Here is an 18348-nt window from a genome sequence, read left to right on the forward strand (position 1 = left end):
TTACATTTGCACCTCGAAAAACAGACCTGAGTGGGGTCTAATTGTTTAATTTAAAAAAAATGAGATGAAAAAGGGTTTATTATTGATAGTTGTTATGGTGGCAGCTATCGCTGTAAAAGCACAAGACATTTACGTAGGCGGATCTTTCAACGTTTGGCGTAACAGCACAGGCAATACTACGTCTTTTAAAGTAGCTCCGGAAATCGGATATAACTTTAACGAAACATGGGCGTTAGGTGCTGAATTGGATTATTCACATGACTATAACGGAAGCTTATCAACAAATGCATTCTCTGTTGCTCCGTATATCCGTTGGTCTTATTATCAAAACGATGCTGTTCGTTTGTTCTTGGACGGAGCTGCTGCCATTGGTTTTGTGAAGGTAAAAGACGGAGATACCAGCAAGGCAGGACAGATTGGTTTTAGACCGGGTATTGCTGTAAAATTGAACGATCATTTCTCTTTTATTGCTAAATATGGTTTCTTGGGATACCGCAGAAATGTAAACACTCCCGGAGATTCTTTCGGTCTTAAACTTACTAGCGAAGATCTTTCAATCGGTTTCCACTACGCATTCTGATAGATAAGAAAAATCGAACAAAAAATAGGAAAGGGAGTTCCCAAAAATAGGGAATTCCCTTTCTTTATGTATAAACTCTATAATTTATGCACTTGTTAACGAAAAAGTTGTTTAATACAAATTACAATCATACATTTGTATTGTTAAACAATGAGGTCATAAAGACTTTAAGTATTAATTTAAAACTTTAAAATTATGAAGAAGAGTATTTTGTTTGTTTTGTTTGCCCTGATTTCAGTTGCGGGCTTTTCACAAATTACAGGTTGGAATGCAAAAGTTGGTATGAACTTCAGTAATTACACAGGTGATCTTGATATGAATGCTAAGGTTGGTTTCAAGCTTGGCGGAGGTTTTGAATATGCCTTTGATGATACCTGGTCATTGCAACCTTCTTTGTTTTTGACCGGTAAAGGTGCTAAGAAAGATGCGCTTACTGTCAATGCTTATTATCTGGAACTGCCGATAATGGGAGCAGCTCGTTTCAATGTCGCTGATAATACCAATTTAGTAGTGAATGCAGGTCCTTATTTCGCATGCGGTATTGCAGGAAAAACGAAGATAGCCGGAGAAAGTGTGAAAACGTTTAGTGATGATGGTGTGGATTTTAAGCGTTTTGATGCAGGTCTCGGTGTTGGCGTAGCATTGGAATTTGGTAGAATCATAGCAGGTTTGGATGGACAATTCGGTTTGGTAGATGTACAGAAGTTGGGCAATCCGAAGAATATGAACTTTTCTATTGTTGTAGGATATAAGTTCTAAAACAGAATATTGGCAAATAAAGAAAGCCGCTATGAAGATAATTTGTAGCGGCTTTTTTCGTATCTACGCTTTATCCGGATAATATCAACTCCTCTTTTAATCGGCTAACTTCTTTAATTTCTTGAAGTGCTCAATCACAGCCAAATAGTCTTGGTCGGAACATGCATCAAACCTGTTCCAAAGATCGCCTAATATTACTGCTCCTCCAAATCCGAAATCTTTGATTTCCAGTAAATTGTCTGCATTTATACCACCTAATGCCATAACTTTCGAGTCAATAATCTTAGTCCTTTGTGCATCGCGTAGTTCTTCGGCGGTATATGTGGAGTAGTAATTCACTTTAGAAATGCTGTCGTAGATAGGACTCATAAAAACATAATCATAAAAATGCTTTTTGTTTTTTACTTCCTCGACAGAGTGACAGGAACAACTGACATGTCCCGCATAATCATGCGGTTCTTTGGGATTACGTGCATTCAGATGAATCCCCATTAGATTAAATTCTTCTTTAAGATAAAAATGTTCGTGTGTCACGATGCGGCGGTGATACTTTTCCGGAATAAGTGTCAGTAGTCTTTCTGAATACATAGCCGGAGTCTCCGGCTTTCTGAGATGTAGAATATCCAGACCCTCTTCGAAAAGAGCAGTAATAATCTTATCTTCTTCAACGAAGAAGGTAGGGGTGGTAACTACAATTAGTTTCATTTCTTTCTGCTAAATTGAATTGTTTAGCAAAGTTAATAATTAACTATGTCAGAAACCAACGTTTATAGTGAAAATTTGTTAGATTGCAATGTCCGCAGGTCAATCGTCCATAGTTTACCGGCTAAAATATCACCGAATCCACAAATTATTTTCAGTACCTCCGTTGCTTCAATGCTTCCTACGACGGCGGGAGTGACTCCTATTACTCCTTTAGGGGGAGGTGGCATTCGCTTCATTTCCTCTTCATTGGGATAGAGGTCACGATAGCTCTTTTTCATCTCTCCGTAATTAAATACCGAAACCTGACCTTCAAAACCACAGATGGCACCATATACGTACGGTTTCCTTTGTTCAATGCAGATATCGTTAATCAGATAGCGTGTGGCGAAATTATCGCATCCGTCTACTACGATATCATATTTGCGGATGATATTGCCGGCATTTTCCTCTGTCAGCCGGGTGGAATAGGGCAGGATACTGATTCCGCTGTTTAGTGCGGAAAGTCTTTCTGCGGCACATACAGCTTTCGGTTTATCCAGTTCGTTCTCGGAATAGAGCACTTGCCGTTGCAAGTTGCTGATACTTACCCGGTCGTCGTCTACCAGTCCGATGCAGCCTACGCCTGCTCCTGCCAGATAGAGGGCAATGGGAGAGCCCAGCCCTCCCACACCCACGATGAGTACTTTTGCTTTTTTCAGCTTAAGCTGACCTTCTTCTCCGATTTCGGGGAGTATCATTTGTCTGTCGTATCGCATCCGTTTTTATCTTTTAAAGTCAAAAGCTTGGTCCCAGTCTTTCCATACCGGTTCACGTCCCAGTTTTTTCAGGTCACATTCTACTTCTACCGCTTTCCGTTCATCGCTCACATGAAACTGCTCCAGTGTTTGCGGATAACTATAATATCCGCCCGGTTCGGTTTTGCTTTCCGCACTCATGGTCGTCACACCCAGAGTTGCCATGTGGTTACGGATTTCCGCACTTTCACGGGTAGAGTAGGAGATATCTACATCGTGATCGAAGATTCGCATAGCAAACGTCAGTTGGGCAAGTTCCCGGTCGTTCATGATAACATTTGGTTGGAACCCTCCGTTTTCGGACGGACGCATACGTGGGAAGTTAACGCTATATTTTGTCTTCCAATAATGCTTTTGCAAGTAACGGAGATGATAGGCCAACATGGTTACATCCGTGCGCCATTCTTCCAGTCCGATTAAAACTCCCATACCGATTTTGTGTACTCCTGCCTGCCCCATACGGTCGAAACCGTTGACGCGCCATTCGAATTTGGATTTCATTCCTCTCGGGTGATAAATTTTGTAGTTCGCCTTGTTGTAAGTCTCCTGGAAGCAGATCACTCCGTTCAATCCGTGGTTCGTCAGTTCCTTGTATTCTTCTGTTTTAAGAGGCATTACTTCAATTTGCAGGTTGCTGAAGTAAGGCTTTGCCAGATCCAGTGCACGGGCAATGTAAGGGACACCTGCAGCAGCAGGATTTTCACCCGTAACAAGCAGAAGATTCTCGAAGGGTGCCAATCGTTTGATAGCTTTGTATTCGTTGATGATTTCTTCCTCCGTCAGTATGGTCCTTTTCATCGGATTACTGATATGGAAACCGCAGTACACACAAGAATTGGTACATGAATTGGTGATGTAAAGCGGCACGAACATGGAGATTGTCTTGCCGAACCGTTCCATGGTATATTTCTGGCTGAGCCGTGCCATAACTTCCAGATAAGGAGTAGCGGCGGGCGAAATGAGTGCCATAAAATCATTGACGTCCAGATGCCCGGATTTGCCTAAAGCCCGGCGTACATCGGCATCTGTCTTGGAATAGATGGCTTTTGTCGTCTCTTCCCAGGATATTTTTTCTAATTCGTCTGAGAACATATTGTTAGAGTTATTTCTTGTTTTTCTTTAAATCACGTGATAGTCTCATAGCACAGAAGTTTGGTCCGCACATGGTACAGTATTCTCCGTCGATATGATGTCCTGCACGGAAATAGGTCTGTGCCCGTTCCGGATCAAGTGACAGGTCGAACTGGTCCTTCCAGCGGAACTCATAGCGGGCTTTGCTTAGCGCATTGTCACGTACCTGTGCTCCCGGATGCCCTTTAGCCAGGTCGGCGGCATGTGCAGCTATTTTATAAGTAATGACCCCTACACGTACGTCCTCCTTGTCGGGCAGGGCGAGATGTTCCTTTGGAGTAACATAGCACAGCATAGCCGTTCCGAGCCAGCCGATTTGCGCTGCACCGATAGCGGAGGTGATATGGTCATATCCCGGAGCGATGTCCGTGACCAATGGGCCGAGCGTATAGAACGGCGCATCATGGCATTTTTCGATTTGGCGTTCCATATTTTCCTTGATCTTATGCATGGGCACGTGTCCGGGACCTTCGATAAAGGCTTGCACATTCTTGTCCCAGGCGCGGAGCACCAACTCGCCCATAGTGTCCAGCTCGGCGAATTGCGCTTCATCGTTGGCATCGTGGATAGAGCCCGGACGAAGTCCGTCACCCAAAGACACCGCAACGTCATATTGAGCCAGAATATCGCAGATATCGTCGAAGTGTTCATATAGGAAACTTTCGCGGTCATGCATCAGACACCATTTGCTCATAATACTTCCTCCACGGCTGACAATACCGCATAAACGTTTGTCGGCGAGGTGTACGTTATGGCGGCGGATACCTGCATGAATCGTGAAGTAATCCACTCCTTGCTCGCATTGTTCGATGAGGGTGTCACGGTAGATTTCCCAATTCAGGTCTTCCACTACACCGTTCACCTTTTCAAGAGCCTGGTAGATAGGTACGGTGCCGACCGGCACAGGGCAGTTACGGATAATCCATTCACGTGTTTCGTGGATATTTTCTCCTGTCGAGAGATCCATTAGTGTGTCTCCGCCCCATTTGCAGCTCCACAATGCTTTCTCTACTTCTTCATCAATACTTGAAGTAGTGGCGGAATTACCTATGTTCGTATTGATTTTTACCAGGAAATTGCGGCCGATAATCATAGGCTCAGCTTCGGGATGATTGATATTGGCGGGTAATATGGCACGTCCGGCTGCGATTTCCTGACGGACAAATTCGGGAGTAATATGTGTTTCTATTCCTAACTCCTCGCAGTTCATATTCTCACGAATAGCTACATACTCCATTTCGGGAGTGATTATTCCTTTTTTCGCATACGCCATTTGGGTAATAGCTTCTCCTTTTTTGGCACGATAAGGTAGAGCGATATGTTCAAAGCGCAGGTGGTCCAGGCTTTTATCATCCCTTCTCATTCGGCCGTATTCCGAAGTGATTTCAGGTAGACGTTCTACGTCACCCCGGCTTACAATCCATTCCTCACGCATACGAGGCAGTCCTTTCTTTAAGTCGATGTTCATTTCAGTGTCACTGAACGGACCGCTGGTGTCATATACGTATACTTCCGGATTAGGCGTAGCTATTTTTTCTTCTCCTTCGAAACTGACACTGGGCACTTGTTCTACTTTCCGCATCGCCACGCGGATATTCGGATAAAGTTTGCCGGGTAGATATACTTTTTGGGAGCGGGGAAATTTTATTCTTTGTTCCATAATTGTTTTTTAAGCAACTGAGTAGTCAGGTTGTCGACTACGCTTTAATTTTATTTATCAAGAAATGCAGTTAATGGTGAGCTTGCTTCTGCTTCAAAATTGAAGGCTTGCAGTCCCAGCCCCGCTTCGTAAGCCTGTCTTCCGGCTTCAGTAGCGGCTTTGAAAGCTTTGGCCATTTCTACCGGGTTTCCGGCAACAGCTATTGCCGTATTCACCAATACGGCGGATGCACCCAGTTCCATTGCTTCGGCAGCATGGCTAGGAGCGCCGATACCGGCGTCTACTACTACCGGAATTCCCGCCTGTTCGATAATAATCTGCAGGAATTCTTTCGTTTGCAATCCTTTGTTCGTGCCGATCGGAGCGCCGAGAGGCATGACCGTAGCCGCACCTGCTTCTTCCAGTCGTTTACAGAGCACAGGGTCTGCCTGACAATAAGGCAATACCACAAAGCCTAATTTGACAAGTTCTTCCGTGGCTTTCAGTGTCTCGATAGAGTCGGGGAGCAGATAACGCGGGTCCGGATGAATCTCCAGCTTCAACCAGTTTGTACCGAATGCCTCACGGGCCATTTGTGCAGCAAATACAGCTTCTTCAGCGTCCCGCACGCCGGAAGTGTTGGGTAATAGCTGGATATGTGGGTGGATAATATGTTTCAGCATATCGTCCTCTTTATCGTCCATGTCGATGCGCTTCATGGCTACGGTTACCATTTCCGTACCCGATGCCAGAATAGCTTGTGCCATTACTTCGTTGGAGTTGAATTTTCCTGTTCCCAGGAAAAGGCGGGAATTAAATTCACGTCCCGCAATTACTAACTTTTCCATATCCTATAAATTAGTTGTTATTTAAAATCCTTCTTGTTTCTTCTACCGGATCGTTTGCCCGGAGAATCGTTCCCGATAGGGCAATGCCGTTCACTCCCGTGCGTAGTATGGCGGGAATATCTTCGTAAGTGATTCCTCCGATAGCTACTACCGGCAGCTCGATATGTGCCTCCTGCATTTGCGCGAGGATAGAGACATAGCCTTCCAAGCCCAGAACAGGGCTCAGATTCTGCTTGGTCGTTGTAAAGCGGAAAGGACCGATACCGAGGTAATCTGCTCCGGCACGATAATGCAGTAGGACATCCTCGAACGTATTGGCTGTGCCGCCAATGATAAAGGCTTCTCCGAGTATCTGTCTTGCCTGATCGATAGGCATATCCTTCTTTCCCAGATGCACACCGTCCACTTCCAGTTTCTTAGCCAGTTCGACGTGGTCGTCCAGAATCAGGATAGCTTCATGCTCTTTGCAGAGCGGTTTTAGTTGCAAGGCTACCGCTTCCACTTCATCGAGTGGTGCGTCCTTCATACGTAACTGAATCCATTTGCAGCCTCCTTCGAGTGCCATACATGCCGATTCGAAGTAAGAATACCGTTCGGTCCGGTGAGTGATAAATTGTAGACTGATCATCTTACTATCCTCCGCAAGCCGCTTTGATAATTACCAGATTGTCATTCTCGTGCAACGAAAAACGTTCCCATTCGGTACGGGGAATCATTTTGTTGTTTACGGCGATAGCGATGCCTTGAACCGGAAGCTCCAGTTGCACTGTCAGTTGGGTAAGGGTAGAGCCGGGAGTTATTTCCACCTCTTTGTTGTTCACTTGTACTTTCATTGTCCTATCAAAATAAATAAGTTGAAAGTAAATACAAAGAGCGTGCTTTTATAAGAAAGGCGATAAGAAGAAACACAATCCCTACGTCAGTGCTAACTGCCTCAGGTTCCTAGGGTATAATCTCAGCCCCTCGTGGGGCACCCCTTTGTCTTTACGGGGGCAAAGTAAGCGAAAAAGAAACAGAAAAACACTAAATCAACCGATTTTTTTTCATTTTTCTGTTGATTCCCTTTCTTTGATAGGATGAGAGAAGATAAATCGCGCTCCGCCTTTGTAATCTTTGTCAATCCAGATATCACCTCCCATATATTGAATCGTCAGTTTACAGATAGCCAGTCCCAACCCTGTTCCCTGTACAAATTCATTCAACTTCTCGAAGCGTTGGAATACAAGTTCCTGCTTGTCTTCGGGGATTCCTGTACCGGTGTCGGTCACAGAAAATAGTATACACTGTTTTTCTTTGTCCACCGTGTAATCCAATGTAATGCTTCCTCCGGCGGGAGTGAATTTTAACGCATTATTCAGCAGGTTGATGATGATTTGTTGCAGACGCAACGGGTCGGTATAGAGCATATATGGCTCTTTGGGCATTTGCAGTCTGACGTCTGCATTCGTTGTTTTGTTCCGGTTGGTCAGGGTAATCATATTTTGGCAATGAGTCACCAGTTCGCACCATTCATAGTTGAATTGCAGCTTTCCCGATTCGAGACGCGATACATCCAGTACGTCGCTGATAAGCTGTAGCAACAGGTTAGAATTGGTCTGGATGATATTGGCATATTCTTGTAATTCTTCCGAAGGTTCTACGGAATTGATTAGCAAACTGGAGAAACCTACGATTGCATTTAATGGCGTACGTATTTCGTGACTCATATTCGACACAAAAGCACTCTTTAGCTGGTTGGCTTCCTCCGCACGCTCTTTGGCGTCACGCAATTCTATCTCCGACGCTTCCAGTTTCTTTTTATCTTCCCGTAGTTGTTTCGTTGTTCTTTCCAGACGATTCTTCAGAATTTTAGTCCGGTAATAGTAATACAATGCAATCATCAGTCCGCCTATCAATACAAGGAAGGTGAGCAGGATAAACTGTACTTCCGTTTTGTAAGCCACAAAGAAAGGGATCGGCTGGTTGATTACGATTGAATTAATGGGTAACTTCTTGTCTTCAAATCCCCATTCTTTTAATTTATTGGCATCAAATTTATATTTGTTGGGTAATATATTAATGCTACGGATGTCATTTTTCCCTTTATCCAGAAACTGATATGCGTATTCTCCCATTCCTTTGGCTATCCCTTCATATTGGGGGACATATCCTCCGATAGCCCAATAACCTATTGCGGTGGACGTCAGACTGAACACAGGCAACAAAGGATTTGCTTTGGAGAAAGCATAAACGGAATTATTCATATAGGTGATTCCTCTGTTATCAATTCGCCAGATGCCAAGCAGCATTACCGAATTTTTGGGGAGAACACGTAATTGGTTGACCGCCATATCAAGTGTATGGATTCGGCCGTCGATGTAAGTGATAGACAGTTCCGGATGATTTTTCAGATTCTTTTTAAACCAGGCCTGTTCGGCAAGACCGTTGTATGTATTATCCGAAACGAATGCCAGATGTTCCATTTCCGGATAGAAATATTTCATCATTTCTATATCCTTGTTAATATCGTATTCGTATGAAGAACAGTATTTTACATTATATTCTTTCATTCGTTCCGTCAAGTCAATGCTCTGGGGTTCATATTGTTGCATATCAATAGGCTCATCCGGAATTCGGATGCCGTTGCGGGATGCCATTGCAAAGAATACGGGGAGTCTTTTGTATTTCTCATCTTCGAGATGAAGGAAGCTGCTCCATGCCTCACCGCCGAGGAAAATAACTAATTTTGCACCCGGATGTTTATCCAGAATCTCGGTTAGCGTTTCTTTCCATTTATGGGCCTGTGACAAATCCGTTACATTCATATTTTCTACGATAGTGGAGTACTTTCCGCCCAGTTGGGTATAAGTCTGTATAAATGTTGATATGTTGTCGTAGGTATATTTAGTATCAGAATTATAGGAGGTAATGAAAAGTATCTCTTCTGCAGATTCTTCTGTGTCGGCAGCATTGCATAAACGGGGGGAGAAGAATAGGAGAGCAATGAAGACAATGAACAATATCTTATTTCTTTTATAAAGTGTCATAATTGTTTGTTATGTTGATTCAAGTATCGCAAAAATACAACTTATGTAGCTGATATCCAATAAATATATTACCTTTTTTTATGCTAGAAAAAAGGCCGCTGTGAAATTCACAACGACCTTTTCAATAGTATAGTTTAGTTTATTATATGCGTCCGGTTACATTCTTTTTTCTACCACATCCCAGTCGATGATATTCCACAGGGCGTTCACGTGGTCGGCGCGGCGGTTCTGGTAATCCAGGTAGTAAGAGTGTTCCCACACGTCAAATCCGAGAAGAGGTTTCAGCCCGGCGCGTACCGGGTTACTTCCGTTACTTTCTTTGGTGATATGCAGTTTACCGTTCTTGTCTACGGACAACCAGGCCCAACCAGAACCAAACAATCCGACTGCTGCTGCATTGAATTCTTTCTTGAAGTTCTCGAAGCTGCCGAAGTCACGTTTGATTGCTTCTCCCAGTTTGCCTCCGGGTTCTTTCTTCGAAGGTTTCGGGGCGAATTGCAGGAAGTACAGATTGTGGTTCAATACTTGTCCCGCATTATTGAATATAGCTCCGTCCGGTGCTGAGGCAACGATTTCTTCTACCGTTTTACCTTCATATTCTGTTCCGGGCACAAGGCTATTCAGATTATTTACATACGTTTGTAGATGCTTTCCGTAATGGAAATCTATTGTTTGCTGACTGATTACAGGTTCCAACGCATTGTTTGCGTAGGGAAGTTTTGGCATTTCGTAAGTCATGGTCATAATTATTAAAGACATTAATATAGTATTCATAATGTTACAAGTTTTAATTGGCTTGTTATACTATAATAACAGCAGGTTGGCGGAAAAGGTTCACTACATCTCATTTTATTTGTAAATGTACTGTACACGCTCTGTTTCCTTCGGATTGTCGCGGTCTGCGCGATAGATCCATTGTCCTGTATTATCATATTCGTAATAGGAGTTACCGTCAATCCGGTTACCATAATCATCGTACAGGCAAGTCAGGTAACCGGAAGTTTTCTGGTTATTGCCCGTTATGCGTTGGTAAACTATCCGGGTCAGGTAACCGTATTTGTCATATTCATACGATTCTTTTTGAGAAAGAATTTGATCCGGTACGTTGGCGAACAGCAGATTTTGGTGTTGTGATTCCGTCAGCCGTCCTTTTTCGTCATACTTATTGGCCTTATATGCCTGAAGTTCCCCGTTCTTGTTGTATTCCTTGGTTTCTGTCAGTTGTCCCTGCTTGTTGTAGGTGCTGACAGCGAATCTTCCGTCCGTATATTTCAGCGAGTCGCTTTCTATGCTTCCGTCGGAACCAATGCGGCGTGTTTGCCGGTAAATGTCCGTTTTGGTTTTCGGATTCGTCTTCACCTCAAAGATGCAGTGCCCTTGCGGATCGTACAGTCTGTTCGTTTGTATCTCGTTACTTATTTGCCCGTTTTTTTCGGTGATTGAAAGCATAGAGGTGAGCTGTCCTTTCTCATTGTATGTATAAGTGGTTGAGATATTTCCCGTACTATCATTTTCTACGGACTTTATCAACCTTCCCTGATTGTAATATTTTACAGAAGTAGGAGTGGCGAGAATGGCTTGCAAGACGAATGGGTTACGTAGTGCATTTGCCTGGTCACGAAATTCTTTGTAATGATGTGTACAGAGAAAATCTTTCAGTAAACTCAAAGACTCAGAATTGACAATAGCCGGTTTCAACAGTTCAAAATCAGCTTTCTCGCTCAAGTACTCCAAATCATCCAGATGAGTACGGGCGGCGGCAGTCAGGTACGGCGTATGCTTGTAGTCGTCGATAATTTGGCGGATCGCAGTGGCATTCCCTTCTTTTTGGAGACTGTCGATGTGCTGGAACAGGAAATTGTCGTAAAGCGAACGGACCTCCGCAAGATAAGGACGACTGTCTTTATCCCTAAAGAATTTCTGCATATCGGCATTATCGAAGAATGCTTTGAAATTTCCGGAAGAAGGATCTTTTTCCACAAGTTGATAGAGCCGTTTGTTTTCGGCAGCGTTGACTTGTGCGATGAACTTTCCGTTTGGATATTCTGCGAGATACGTCTGATAAGTGCCGGGCGTGGGTGTTTTTAGCATACCTTCCAATAATGCCAGTTCGCGAATATCCCGTAGCCTTTGCAGCATCACGGAGTCGACCGGATAATCAGTCGAGCGAATGCTGTCTATCACTGCCCGGCTGAAAGGAATCTTGTCCTTCGAACCTTCCAGGATGTAGATAATCGACTGTTCAGCTCTGTTCCGTACATCGGAAAGCTGTATTTTTTCTTCGTCACAAATCGTGGAAAAATTTCCTTGGAAAGCTTTCCCGTAACATCCGAAATAGTTTGTGGCAGCCTGTTCGCTATGTTCATTCCATAGTTGGTGGAGCACATCCAGCAGTGCCAGTTCTTCAGAGTAATAAGTTTGCGTCTCATCATCCAGCTTTTCGCGGTTCTTCTGCCATTTGTCGGCGTCGTTGTCGTTCAGATACCTGAGCAACTTTTCCATGCGGCTTTGTTTTTGCGCCATGACCTGCGGAATGCAGGTAATCAGGCACAAGCCTAAGATAATTGATAAAAATATACCTCTTTTCATTGCTTTTGGGGGTTAGGTTAAAATAGTTAGTGATGAAAAATCATAAAAATACCTTCATTCTCAAATGAATATTATACTTTTGTATTGAGAACAAAATTGAACGCCAAGGGTTTGTTAAAAATCCTCATAGTTTTTATAATGCTGTTATGAATACCAATTATATAGAGGAGTTGAATGAGAGTCAGTGTGCTGCAGTGACTTATAACGACGGACCTTCGCTGGTAATAGCCGGTGCCGGTTCGGGAAAGACGCGCGTATTGACTTATAAAATTGCCTATTTGCTTGAGAACGGTTACAACCCGTGGAACATCCTTGCACTGACCTTTACCAATAAGGCGGCGCGTGAGATGAAGGAGCGTATTGCCCGTCAGGTAGGTATGGAGCGGGCACGTTATTTGTGGATGGGCACTTTCCATTCCATTTTCTCCCGTATCCTTCGTGCCGAAGCATCATATATCGGATTTACTTCCAAATTTACTATTTATGATACAGCAGATAGCAAAAGTCTGCTTATTACAATCATAGACGAAGTGTTAAAAGAAAAAGTTCATGAGGATTTGTTACGTAAATATGGTAATCGACCTGATTTGGAGGAGAAAGAAAAGGCGAAAGTCATCGAATTGAAGAAAATCTATAAGCCGGGAGTCGTACAGGCACGTATTTCCAATGCCAAAAATCATCTGGTCACTCCTACGGGGTATGCCGCTAACAAAGAGGCTTATGAAGGCGATATGGCCGCTAAAATGCCTGCTATCCGTGATATTTATACCCGTTACTGGGAGAGATGCCGCTGGGCCGGGGCAATGGACTTCGATGATTTGCTGGTGTATACTTATATCCTGTTCCGTGATTTCCCGGATGTGCTGGCGCGTTATCGTGATCAGTTCCGTTATGTGTTGGTGGACGAGTATCAAGATACGAACTATGCGCAGCACAGCATTGTCCTGCAACTGACGAAGGAAAACCAGCGTGTCTGCGTGGTAGGGGATGATGCACAGAGTATCTACTCCTTCCGGGGTGCGGATATTGATAACATCCTTTATTTTACAAAAATCTATCCGGATACGAAAGTCTTCAAGTTGGAACAGAATTATCGCTCTACGCAAACGATCGTCTGTGCTGCCAACAGTCTGATTGAGAAGAATGAACGTCAGATACGGAAAGCCGTATTCTCGGAGAAAGAAAAGGGAGAGCCTATTGGGGTATTTCAAGCTTACAGTGATGTGGAAGAAGGGGATATTGTGGCGAACAAAATAGCAGAATTGCGCCGGGAGTTTCGTTACGGATATGCCGAATTTGCTATCTTATATCGAACGAATGCGCAGAGCCGTGTTTTTGAGGAAGCACTTCGGAAACGAAGTATGCCCTATAAGATATATGGAGGACTCTCGTTTTACCAGCGTAAGGAGATAAAGGATGTGATTGCTTACTTCCGGTTGGTGGTGAATCCGAATGATGAAGAAGCGTTCAAACGTATCATTAATTATCCTGCCCGTGGTATCGGGGATACTACTGTCGGAAAGATTATATCGGCGGCTACCGATAATGGCGTCAGCCTTTGGGCGGCACTTTGTGAACCATTGAGTTATGGGCTCAATATCAATAAAGGGACGCATGCGAAATTGCAAGGTTTCCGTGAACTGATTGAGGGTTTTATTACCGGTCAGGCGGATAAGAATGCATACGAAATAGGAACAGATATTATCCGTCGGTCCGGTATCATCAATGATGTCTGTCAGGATACGTCGCCTGAAAACTTGAGCAGGAAAGAAAATATCGAGGAGTTGGTGAACGGGATGAATGACTTTTGTGCTTTGCGGCAGGAAGAAGGTAACCCGAACATTTCCCTGACCGATTTTCTTTCGGAGATTGCCTTGCTTACCGATCAGGACTCTGATAAAGCGGATGACGGGGAAAAGATAACCTTGATGACCGTGCATTCGGCTAAAGGACTGGAATTTAAGAACGTATTTGTGGTCGGGCTGGAAGAAAATCTCTTTCCCAGTGGAATGGCAGGAGATTCTCCTCGTGCATTGGAAGAAGAACGCCGTTTGTTCTATGTGGCGATCACCCGTGCGGAAGAACATTGCTATCTTTCGTTTGCAAAGACCCGTTTTCGTTACGGAAAAATGGAATTTGGAAGTCCCAGCCGCTTCTTGCGTGATATTGATGTTCATTATTTGCAATTACCGCATGAGGCAGGAGTGAGTCGTTCGGTTGATGAAGGCGCAGGGCGTTTCCGTAGGGAGATTGAGGGAGGCTTCACTCGTTCCGCTTCTCCGTCGCGTGCTTCTTTCGGTAGTAGTTCTTCCGAACAGCGTGCACGTTCGAAAGCACAGATTATAGCCCCCAGTGTGCCGAGAAACCTGAAAAAAGTGAGTGCGGTGAGTGGAAGCAGTAGTGCACAGTCGGCAGCTTCGAATGCTGCGTCGGTGACGGGAGTACGTGCCGGACAGATGATAGAGCACGAACGTTTCGGACTGGGTGAAGTGATGAAAGTGGAAGGAACGGGAGATAATGCGAAAGCAACCATTCATTTCAAAAATGCGGGTGACAAACAACTATTATTGCGTTTTGCCCGTTTTAAAGTGATAAAATAAATAGTAACACACTAAATAGAGAAGGTCATGAAGAAACAAATAACAGTAATTTTGCTTTCCGCTTTGATTTTGAGCGGGTGTGCATCGGGGCGTATGGGAAATCCGGGAGCTATCATGGCAGGCGCTTCTATCGGAGGAAGTCTGGGCGGCTCGATAGGAGGGCTTATCGGGGATAATAATCATGGCTGGAGAGGCGGTTATCGCGGTTCTGCTATTGGAAATATTGTAGGGACCATTGCCGGTGCAGCGATAGGGAATGCATTGACAGCACCGAGACAAGAACCGATAGAGGAGGATGCTTATATTCCTGAAGTACGGGAAGTTCGTGTCCGGAAATATAAGAAACAGCCACAGGTGCAGCGACCTCTTACCCAGCTGAAACTGCGCAGGATTCGTTTTATTGATGATAACCGTAGTCATGTGATTGATGCGGGAGAGAATAGCAAGATCATCTTTGAGATTATGAATGAAGGGCGGAACCCTGTCTATAATATTGTCCCCTTGGTAGAAACAGTGGGCAAGGTGAAGCATCTCGGCATTTCTCCTTCTGTGATGATAGAGGAAATCCTTCCGGGGGAAGGTATTCGTTACACCGCTTCCATTCATGCAGGCGAGAAACTGAAAGACGGTGAGGTAACATTTCGTGTAGCGGTGGCGGATGAGAACGGAATAATTTGCGATTCGCAGGAATTTACCCTGCCTACACAGCGCTGAGACTAGAAATCAACACAATTATATTGGGTTTTATATAGCGACGGTATAGGGTCGGAATAGCGTAGCTATCCGGTCTCTATACCGTTGCTATTTGTATGCGATAGCGTCACTCTGTTGATACAGAAATAAAGTATGCCATTGGCAGGGTCGGAGTGGTAATTTTCTTTTTTGACTTAGTATTTGATAGGGAAATTTTAAAAATAGGACAGATTTTCTAATGAGAAAAGATAAAATAGTGAGTGATATTCTATAATTGTCATAGATTACGTTAACTTTGTAGTTAAGACATACAAAAATGTGACACACAATGAAAACTAAAAGTACTATTTTCCATAGAAAACTAATGATGAAAACAGCCAGTTTAATAGTATTATCGATTATTATTTGTGCGTGTTCCACGAACAATAAGAGTTTGCTAAGTGGTATTGAAATAATACCGGTCGAAGTAGATGAAGTTTCGCAGGATGTTTCATTGTTTTTAGAGAAAATAGAGATTGTGCCTTTGGAAACGAATGATTCATCTTTATTTCATAGATGTAATAAAGTCCTTTATGATAAAAGGACGGATATGTTTGTGATTTATACAAGTGATCAAATCATTTATACATTTTCGGGGAATGGGCAATATGTTGCAAATTCAAAGAAGATGAAAGGGCAAGGACCGGAAGATTACGTCATGGTATTGGATATTAATCTAAATCCTTACTTAAAAGGTATTGATCTGCTCAATCCTTATGGAACAATATATACTTATAGTCCAACATTTGAGCTATTGGCAAAGAGAAAGTTTAAACCGGAATTTCCTGTGGATTACTTGATGGCTTTAGATACAGATAATTATATCTTTACTAATCCTTTTATGTGGACGGATCAAGAAGTTTCATTTGTTAATTTGAGAACTCAAGAAGCTATTAGTGCAAATTATGAAGGAACTATTTCCGAAAACACTATGGCGCATAATTGTTTTTATCATATAGGAGAACAATTTTATTTTGTTCCTTTCGGACTTAATTATTATTTCTATCAAATAAATGCGAAAGAAAAGAAACTTAATCCTATTATGTATCTTGATTTTGGGGATGCGGAAGTTGAAGATGATAACTTGCCTGGAAGGGCGAGCGGAAAGAGAACTGACTCTGATGAGGAAAGAAGAAAAATAACAGAAGACGCAACGGAAAGATATCAATATCTGAGGAAATCAGGAAAGACTTTGCCATTGCTTAAATTTTTCAATGATGATTATGTATATATCTTTTTAGCTAAAGCAGTGAGAGGATATGGCAGTCATTATATTTATAATAGGAAAAAGAATGAAGGTTTTCTGTTGAAAGAAGGAAAGCCCTTCTTTATGTATCCTTGTTTTGGTATAATAGATAATGTATTACTTGCTATTTGCCAACCGGATGAGTTGTCTCAATATATGGATCGTAATTTGATGTCACCACAAGAAATTCATAAAATGGAGACGCTGAAAGAAGACGATAATCCTGTAATATTGAAATATTATTTGAAATGATGAAGTTTCCCAGTTGGGGAATAATGCCGATTGCTGGATAATGAAATATTAAGATAAGTAGTTTGCTTAGATATGCATGGAAAAAGAGAAATGAATGGCTAAATAGTTTTTAATATTATCTGTTGGTTATTATAAATAATATTATCTTTGTGTTATTCAAACATATAAATAAATCACGTGATGAAATTAATGGCAAGACGAAATAGCATGATTACATCTATTGGTAAATCGAGGTGGAATATGTCAGTGTGTATTACAGTTCTGAAAAATAGTATCGTTTTTCTATTCTTTTTCTTCCTTTTAGTTTTAGTATCTTCATGCAGGCGGTCTTCTACTATAAACACTCCGAATGGTGAATATAAGATGATTGATTGTCAGGAGATTAATGGCGGGAAATTTAAGTTGTCAAGCATAGCTTCATCTTTTTCCGTTATTCCACTTGAAACCAATGATAGTTGTCTGATAGGCGGGATAAGTAAGTTGGAATTTTATGATGGGAAGATATTTGTTTTGGATAAAATGCATAGTGCCCGTTTGTATGTATTCGATACCCAGGGAGAATATAAATTTGCTATTGGAAAAAGAGGGAGCGGGCCTAATGAATATATGCAAATTAATGATTTTTCCATAGACAAGGAAAAGAATTTAATTTATGTGCTTTGTGATAAGAAAAAACTCTTTACTTATTCTTTGTCTGGACAGCCTCTTGGGACAATAACTCTCGATTTCTTTGCTGATGCTATGGAATATCAGAAAAATCAGTTGCATTTTGTGTGTGATAGACTTGATAGGGGCAATCTTATTGTGACTGATATAAAAGGAAGGATACTATATGAAGATTTTCCGAATAAACGAATGGGAGATAATCTTTTGATGCTTATACATCCTTTTTCTAAACAAGATTCTATTTTGCTATATCGGATCTATTTGGATAATAAGATTTATGAGATGCAATCCGATCATAGAATAAAGGTTGCCTATGAAGTGAATTTTGGCGAAGAAAGTATTGATTTTGAGGATTTAGAAGATATTCCTCATAGGGAAGTAAAAAAGAAATTAGCAAATTCTCGTGGAAAAATTAAATATTTAACGGAAAATAGAAATTACATACAATTAATATTCTTCGACAAGCAAATGCCTTGTGTTGCTGTATATGATAAAAGACAGGGAGTAACCCGGTCATATACATTTGAAAATTGTGTTGATGATTTAACCGGACTACAATATCCTCTTTTTGAGTTCACGAAAGGGCAAGATGAATTTATTGCAATTTTGAGTCCAATGGACATTGAAAATGCAGGAAGTGAACTTACGGAAAAAGGGAAGGCGGTTTTTAAAGACGTTAATTTTGTTGACGATGATAACCCTATATTATATATAGTAAAAACGGAATAAGAACTTAATCAGCTGGGGAATAATGCCGATTGCTGGATAATGAAATATTAAG

16 protein-coding genes and 1 riboswitch are annotated in these 18348 nt (G+C 42.3%); of the genes, 6 read left to right on the plus strand and 10 right to left on the minus strand.

Going from position 1 to position 18348, the window contains the following annotated elements:
• Window positions 1-64 precede the first annotated feature (64 nt).
• Complete coding sequence (locus CGC64_RS12235) at window positions 65-580, plus strand: outer membrane beta-barrel protein (protein WP_005676173.1); 516 nt, start codon at window positions 65-67, stop codon at window positions 578-580.
• A gap of 195 nt (window positions 581-775) precedes the next feature.
• Window positions 776-1339, plus strand: a complete 564-nt coding sequence (locus CGC64_RS12240) for a porin family protein (protein WP_005676171.1) — start codon at window positions 776-778, stop codon at window positions 1337-1339.
• Window positions 1340-1435: 96 nt separating this feature from the next.
• Here CGC64_RS12240 and CGC64_RS12245 read toward each other — a convergent pair whose 3' ends face one another.
• From CGC64_RS12245 to CGC64_RS12290, 10 genes are all read right to left on the minus strand, one after another.
• Window positions 1436-2044 carry a thiamine phosphate synthase gene (locus CGC64_RS12245; RefSeq protein WP_005676170.1) on the minus strand — a complete coding sequence of 203 codons (609 nt, stop codon included), beginning with the start codon at window positions 2042-2044 and terminating at the stop codon, window positions 1436-1438.
• Between the two features lie 62 nt (window positions 2045-2106).
• Entirely contained in the window at window positions 2107-2799 is a 693-nt protein-coding gene (locus CGC64_RS12250; RefSeq protein WP_005676169.1) for a HesA/MoeB/ThiF family protein, read from the minus strand.
• Between the two features lie 6 nt (window positions 2800-2805).
• Complete coding sequence (thiH, locus tag CGC64_RS12255; RefSeq protein WP_005676168.1) at window positions 2806-3930, minus strand: 2-iminoacetate synthase ThiH; 1125 nt, start codon at window positions 3928-3930, stop codon at window positions 2806-2808.
• A 10-nt stretch (window positions 3931-3940) separates the two neighbouring features.
• A complete protein-coding gene (gene thiC / locus CGC64_RS12260; RefSeq protein ID WP_005676167.1) occupies window positions 3941-5629 on the minus strand; it encodes a phosphomethylpyrimidine synthase ThiC in 1689 nt (562 codons plus the stop codon).
• A 50-nt stretch (window positions 5630-5679) separates the two neighbouring features.
• On the minus strand, window positions 5680-6456 hold the full coding sequence (locus CGC64_RS12265) for a thiazole synthase (protein ID WP_005676166.1): 777 nt from the start codon (window positions 6454-6456) through the stop codon (window positions 5680-5682).
• Window positions 6457-6466: 10 nt separating this feature from the next.
• Entirely contained in the window at window positions 6467-7084 is a 618-nt protein-coding gene (locus CGC64_RS12270) for a thiamine phosphate synthase (protein WP_032854981.1), read from the minus strand.
• A 4-nt stretch (window positions 7085-7088) separates the two neighbouring features.
• Window positions 7089-7289, minus strand: coding sequence for a sulfur carrier protein ThiS (gene thiS / locus CGC64_RS12275; RefSeq protein WP_005676164.1), 201 nt, complete (start codon window positions 7287-7289; stop codon window positions 7089-7091).
• A 61-nt stretch (window positions 7290-7350) separates the two neighbouring features.
• A riboswitch (TPP riboswitch) is annotated at window positions 7351-7444 on the minus strand.
• 55 nt (window positions 7445-7499) lie between these two features.
• On the minus strand, window positions 7500-9482 hold the full coding sequence (locus CGC64_RS12280; RefSeq protein ID WP_005676163.1) for a sensor histidine kinase: 1983 nt from the start codon (window positions 9480-9482) through the stop codon (window positions 7500-7502).
• Window positions 9483-9638: 156 nt separating this feature from the next.
• Window positions 9639-10256, minus strand: coding sequence for a superoxide dismutase (locus CGC64_RS12285; protein ID WP_005676162.1), 618 nt, complete (start codon window positions 10254-10256; stop codon window positions 9639-9641).
• Between the two features lie 75 nt (window positions 10257-10331).
• On the minus strand, window positions 10332-12071 hold the full coding sequence (locus CGC64_RS12290) for a hypothetical protein (RefSeq protein WP_032854980.1): 1740 nt from the start codon (window positions 12069-12071) through the stop codon (window positions 10332-10334).
• Window positions 12072-12217: 146 nt separating this feature from the next.
• Here CGC64_RS12290 and CGC64_RS12295 point away from each other — a divergent pair, with 146 nt between their 5' ends.
• From CGC64_RS12295 to CGC64_RS12310, 4 genes are all read left to right on the plus strand, one after another.
• On the plus strand, window positions 12218-14671 hold the full coding sequence (locus CGC64_RS12295) for an ATP-dependent helicase (protein WP_005676160.1): 2454 nt from the start codon (window positions 12218-12220) through the stop codon (window positions 14669-14671).
• 27 nt (window positions 14672-14698) lie between these two features.
• Complete coding sequence (locus tag CGC64_RS12300; RefSeq protein WP_005676159.1) at window positions 14699-15385, plus strand: hypothetical protein; 687 nt, start codon at window positions 14699-14701, stop codon at window positions 15383-15385.
• A gap of 307 nt (window positions 15386-15692) precedes the next feature.
• Window positions 15693-16901: a 6-bladed beta-propeller gene (locus CGC64_RS12305; RefSeq protein WP_005676158.1), complete on the plus strand. Its 1209-nt coding sequence runs from the start codon at window positions 15693-15695 to the stop codon at window positions 16899-16901.
• Window positions 16902-17108: 207 nt separating this feature from the next.
• Window positions 17109-18296 carry a 6-bladed beta-propeller gene (locus CGC64_RS12310; protein WP_157448282.1) on the plus strand — a complete coding sequence of 396 codons (1188 nt, stop codon included), beginning with the start codon at window positions 17109-17111 and terminating at the stop codon, window positions 18294-18296.
• Window positions 18297-18348: the final 52 nt, after the last annotated feature.

The organism is Bacteroides caccae (assembly GCF_002222615.2).
Classification (GTDB): Bacteria; Bacteroidota; Bacteroidia; order Bacteroidales; family Bacteroidaceae; genus Bacteroides; species Bacteroides caccae.

What these genes read in the sequence shown, in the direction of transcription:
- CGC64_RS12235 (WP_005676173.1), top strand. Translation starts at nt 65, where the DNA reads ATGAAAAAGGGTTTATTATTGATAGTTGTTATGGTGGCAGCTATCGCT.
- thiC (WP_005676167.1), bottom strand. Translation starts at nt 5,629, where the DNA reads ATGGAACAAAGAATAAAATTTCCCCGCTCCCAAAAAGTATATCTACCC.
- CGC64_RS12240 (WP_005676171.1), top strand. Translation starts at nt 776, where the DNA reads ATGAAGAAGAGTATTTTGTTTGTTTTGTTTGCCCTGATTTCAGTTGCG.
- CGC64_RS12305 (WP_005676158.1), top strand. Translation starts at nt 15,693, where the DNA reads ATGAAAACTAAAAGTACTATTTTCCATAGAAAACTAATGATGAAAACA.
- CGC64_RS12280 (WP_005676163.1), bottom strand. Translation starts at nt 9,482, where the DNA reads ATGACACTTTATAAAAGAAATAAGATATTGTTCATTGTCTTCATTGCT.
- CGC64_RS12265 (WP_005676166.1), bottom strand. Translation starts at nt 6,456, where the DNA reads ATGGAAAAGTTAGTAATTGCGGGACGTGAATTTAATTCCCGCCTTTTC.
- CGC64_RS12245 (WP_005676170.1), bottom strand. Translation starts at nt 2,044, where the DNA reads ATGAAACTAATTGTAGTTACCACCCCTACCTTCTTCGTTGAAGAAGAT.
- CGC64_RS12300 (WP_005676159.1), top strand. Translation starts at nt 14,699, where the DNA reads ATGAAGAAACAAATAACAGTAATTTTGCTTTCCGCTTTGATTTTGAGC.
- CGC64_RS12310 (WP_157448282.1), top strand. Translation starts at nt 17,109, where the DNA reads ATGATTACATCTATTGGTAAATCGAGGTGGAATATGTCAGTGTGTATT.
- thiS (WP_005676164.1), bottom strand. Translation starts at nt 7,289, where the DNA reads ATGAAAGTACAAGTGAACAACAAAGAGGTGGAAATAACTCCCGGCTCT.
- CGC64_RS12290 (WP_032854980.1), bottom strand. Translation starts at nt 12,071, where the DNA reads ATGAAAAGAGGTATATTTTTATCAATTATCTTAGGCTTGTGCCTGATT.
- CGC64_RS12250 (WP_005676169.1), bottom strand. Translation starts at nt 2,799, where the DNA reads ATGCGATACGACAGACAAATGATACTCCCCGAAATCGGAGAAGAAGGT.
- CGC64_RS12270 (WP_032854981.1), bottom strand. Translation starts at nt 7,084, where the DNA reads ATGATCAGTCTACAATTTATCACTCACCGGACCGAACGGTATTCTTAC.
- CGC64_RS12285 (WP_005676162.1), bottom strand. Translation starts at nt 10,256, where the DNA reads ATGAATACTATATTAATGTCTTTAATAATTATGACCATGACTTACGAA.
- CGC64_RS12295 (WP_005676160.1), top strand. Translation starts at nt 12,218, where the DNA reads ATGAATACCAATTATATAGAGGAGTTGAATGAGAGTCAGTGTGCTGCA.
- thiH (WP_005676168.1), bottom strand. Translation starts at nt 3,930, where the DNA reads ATGTTCTCAGACGAATTAGAAAAAATATCCTGGGAAGAGACGACAAAA.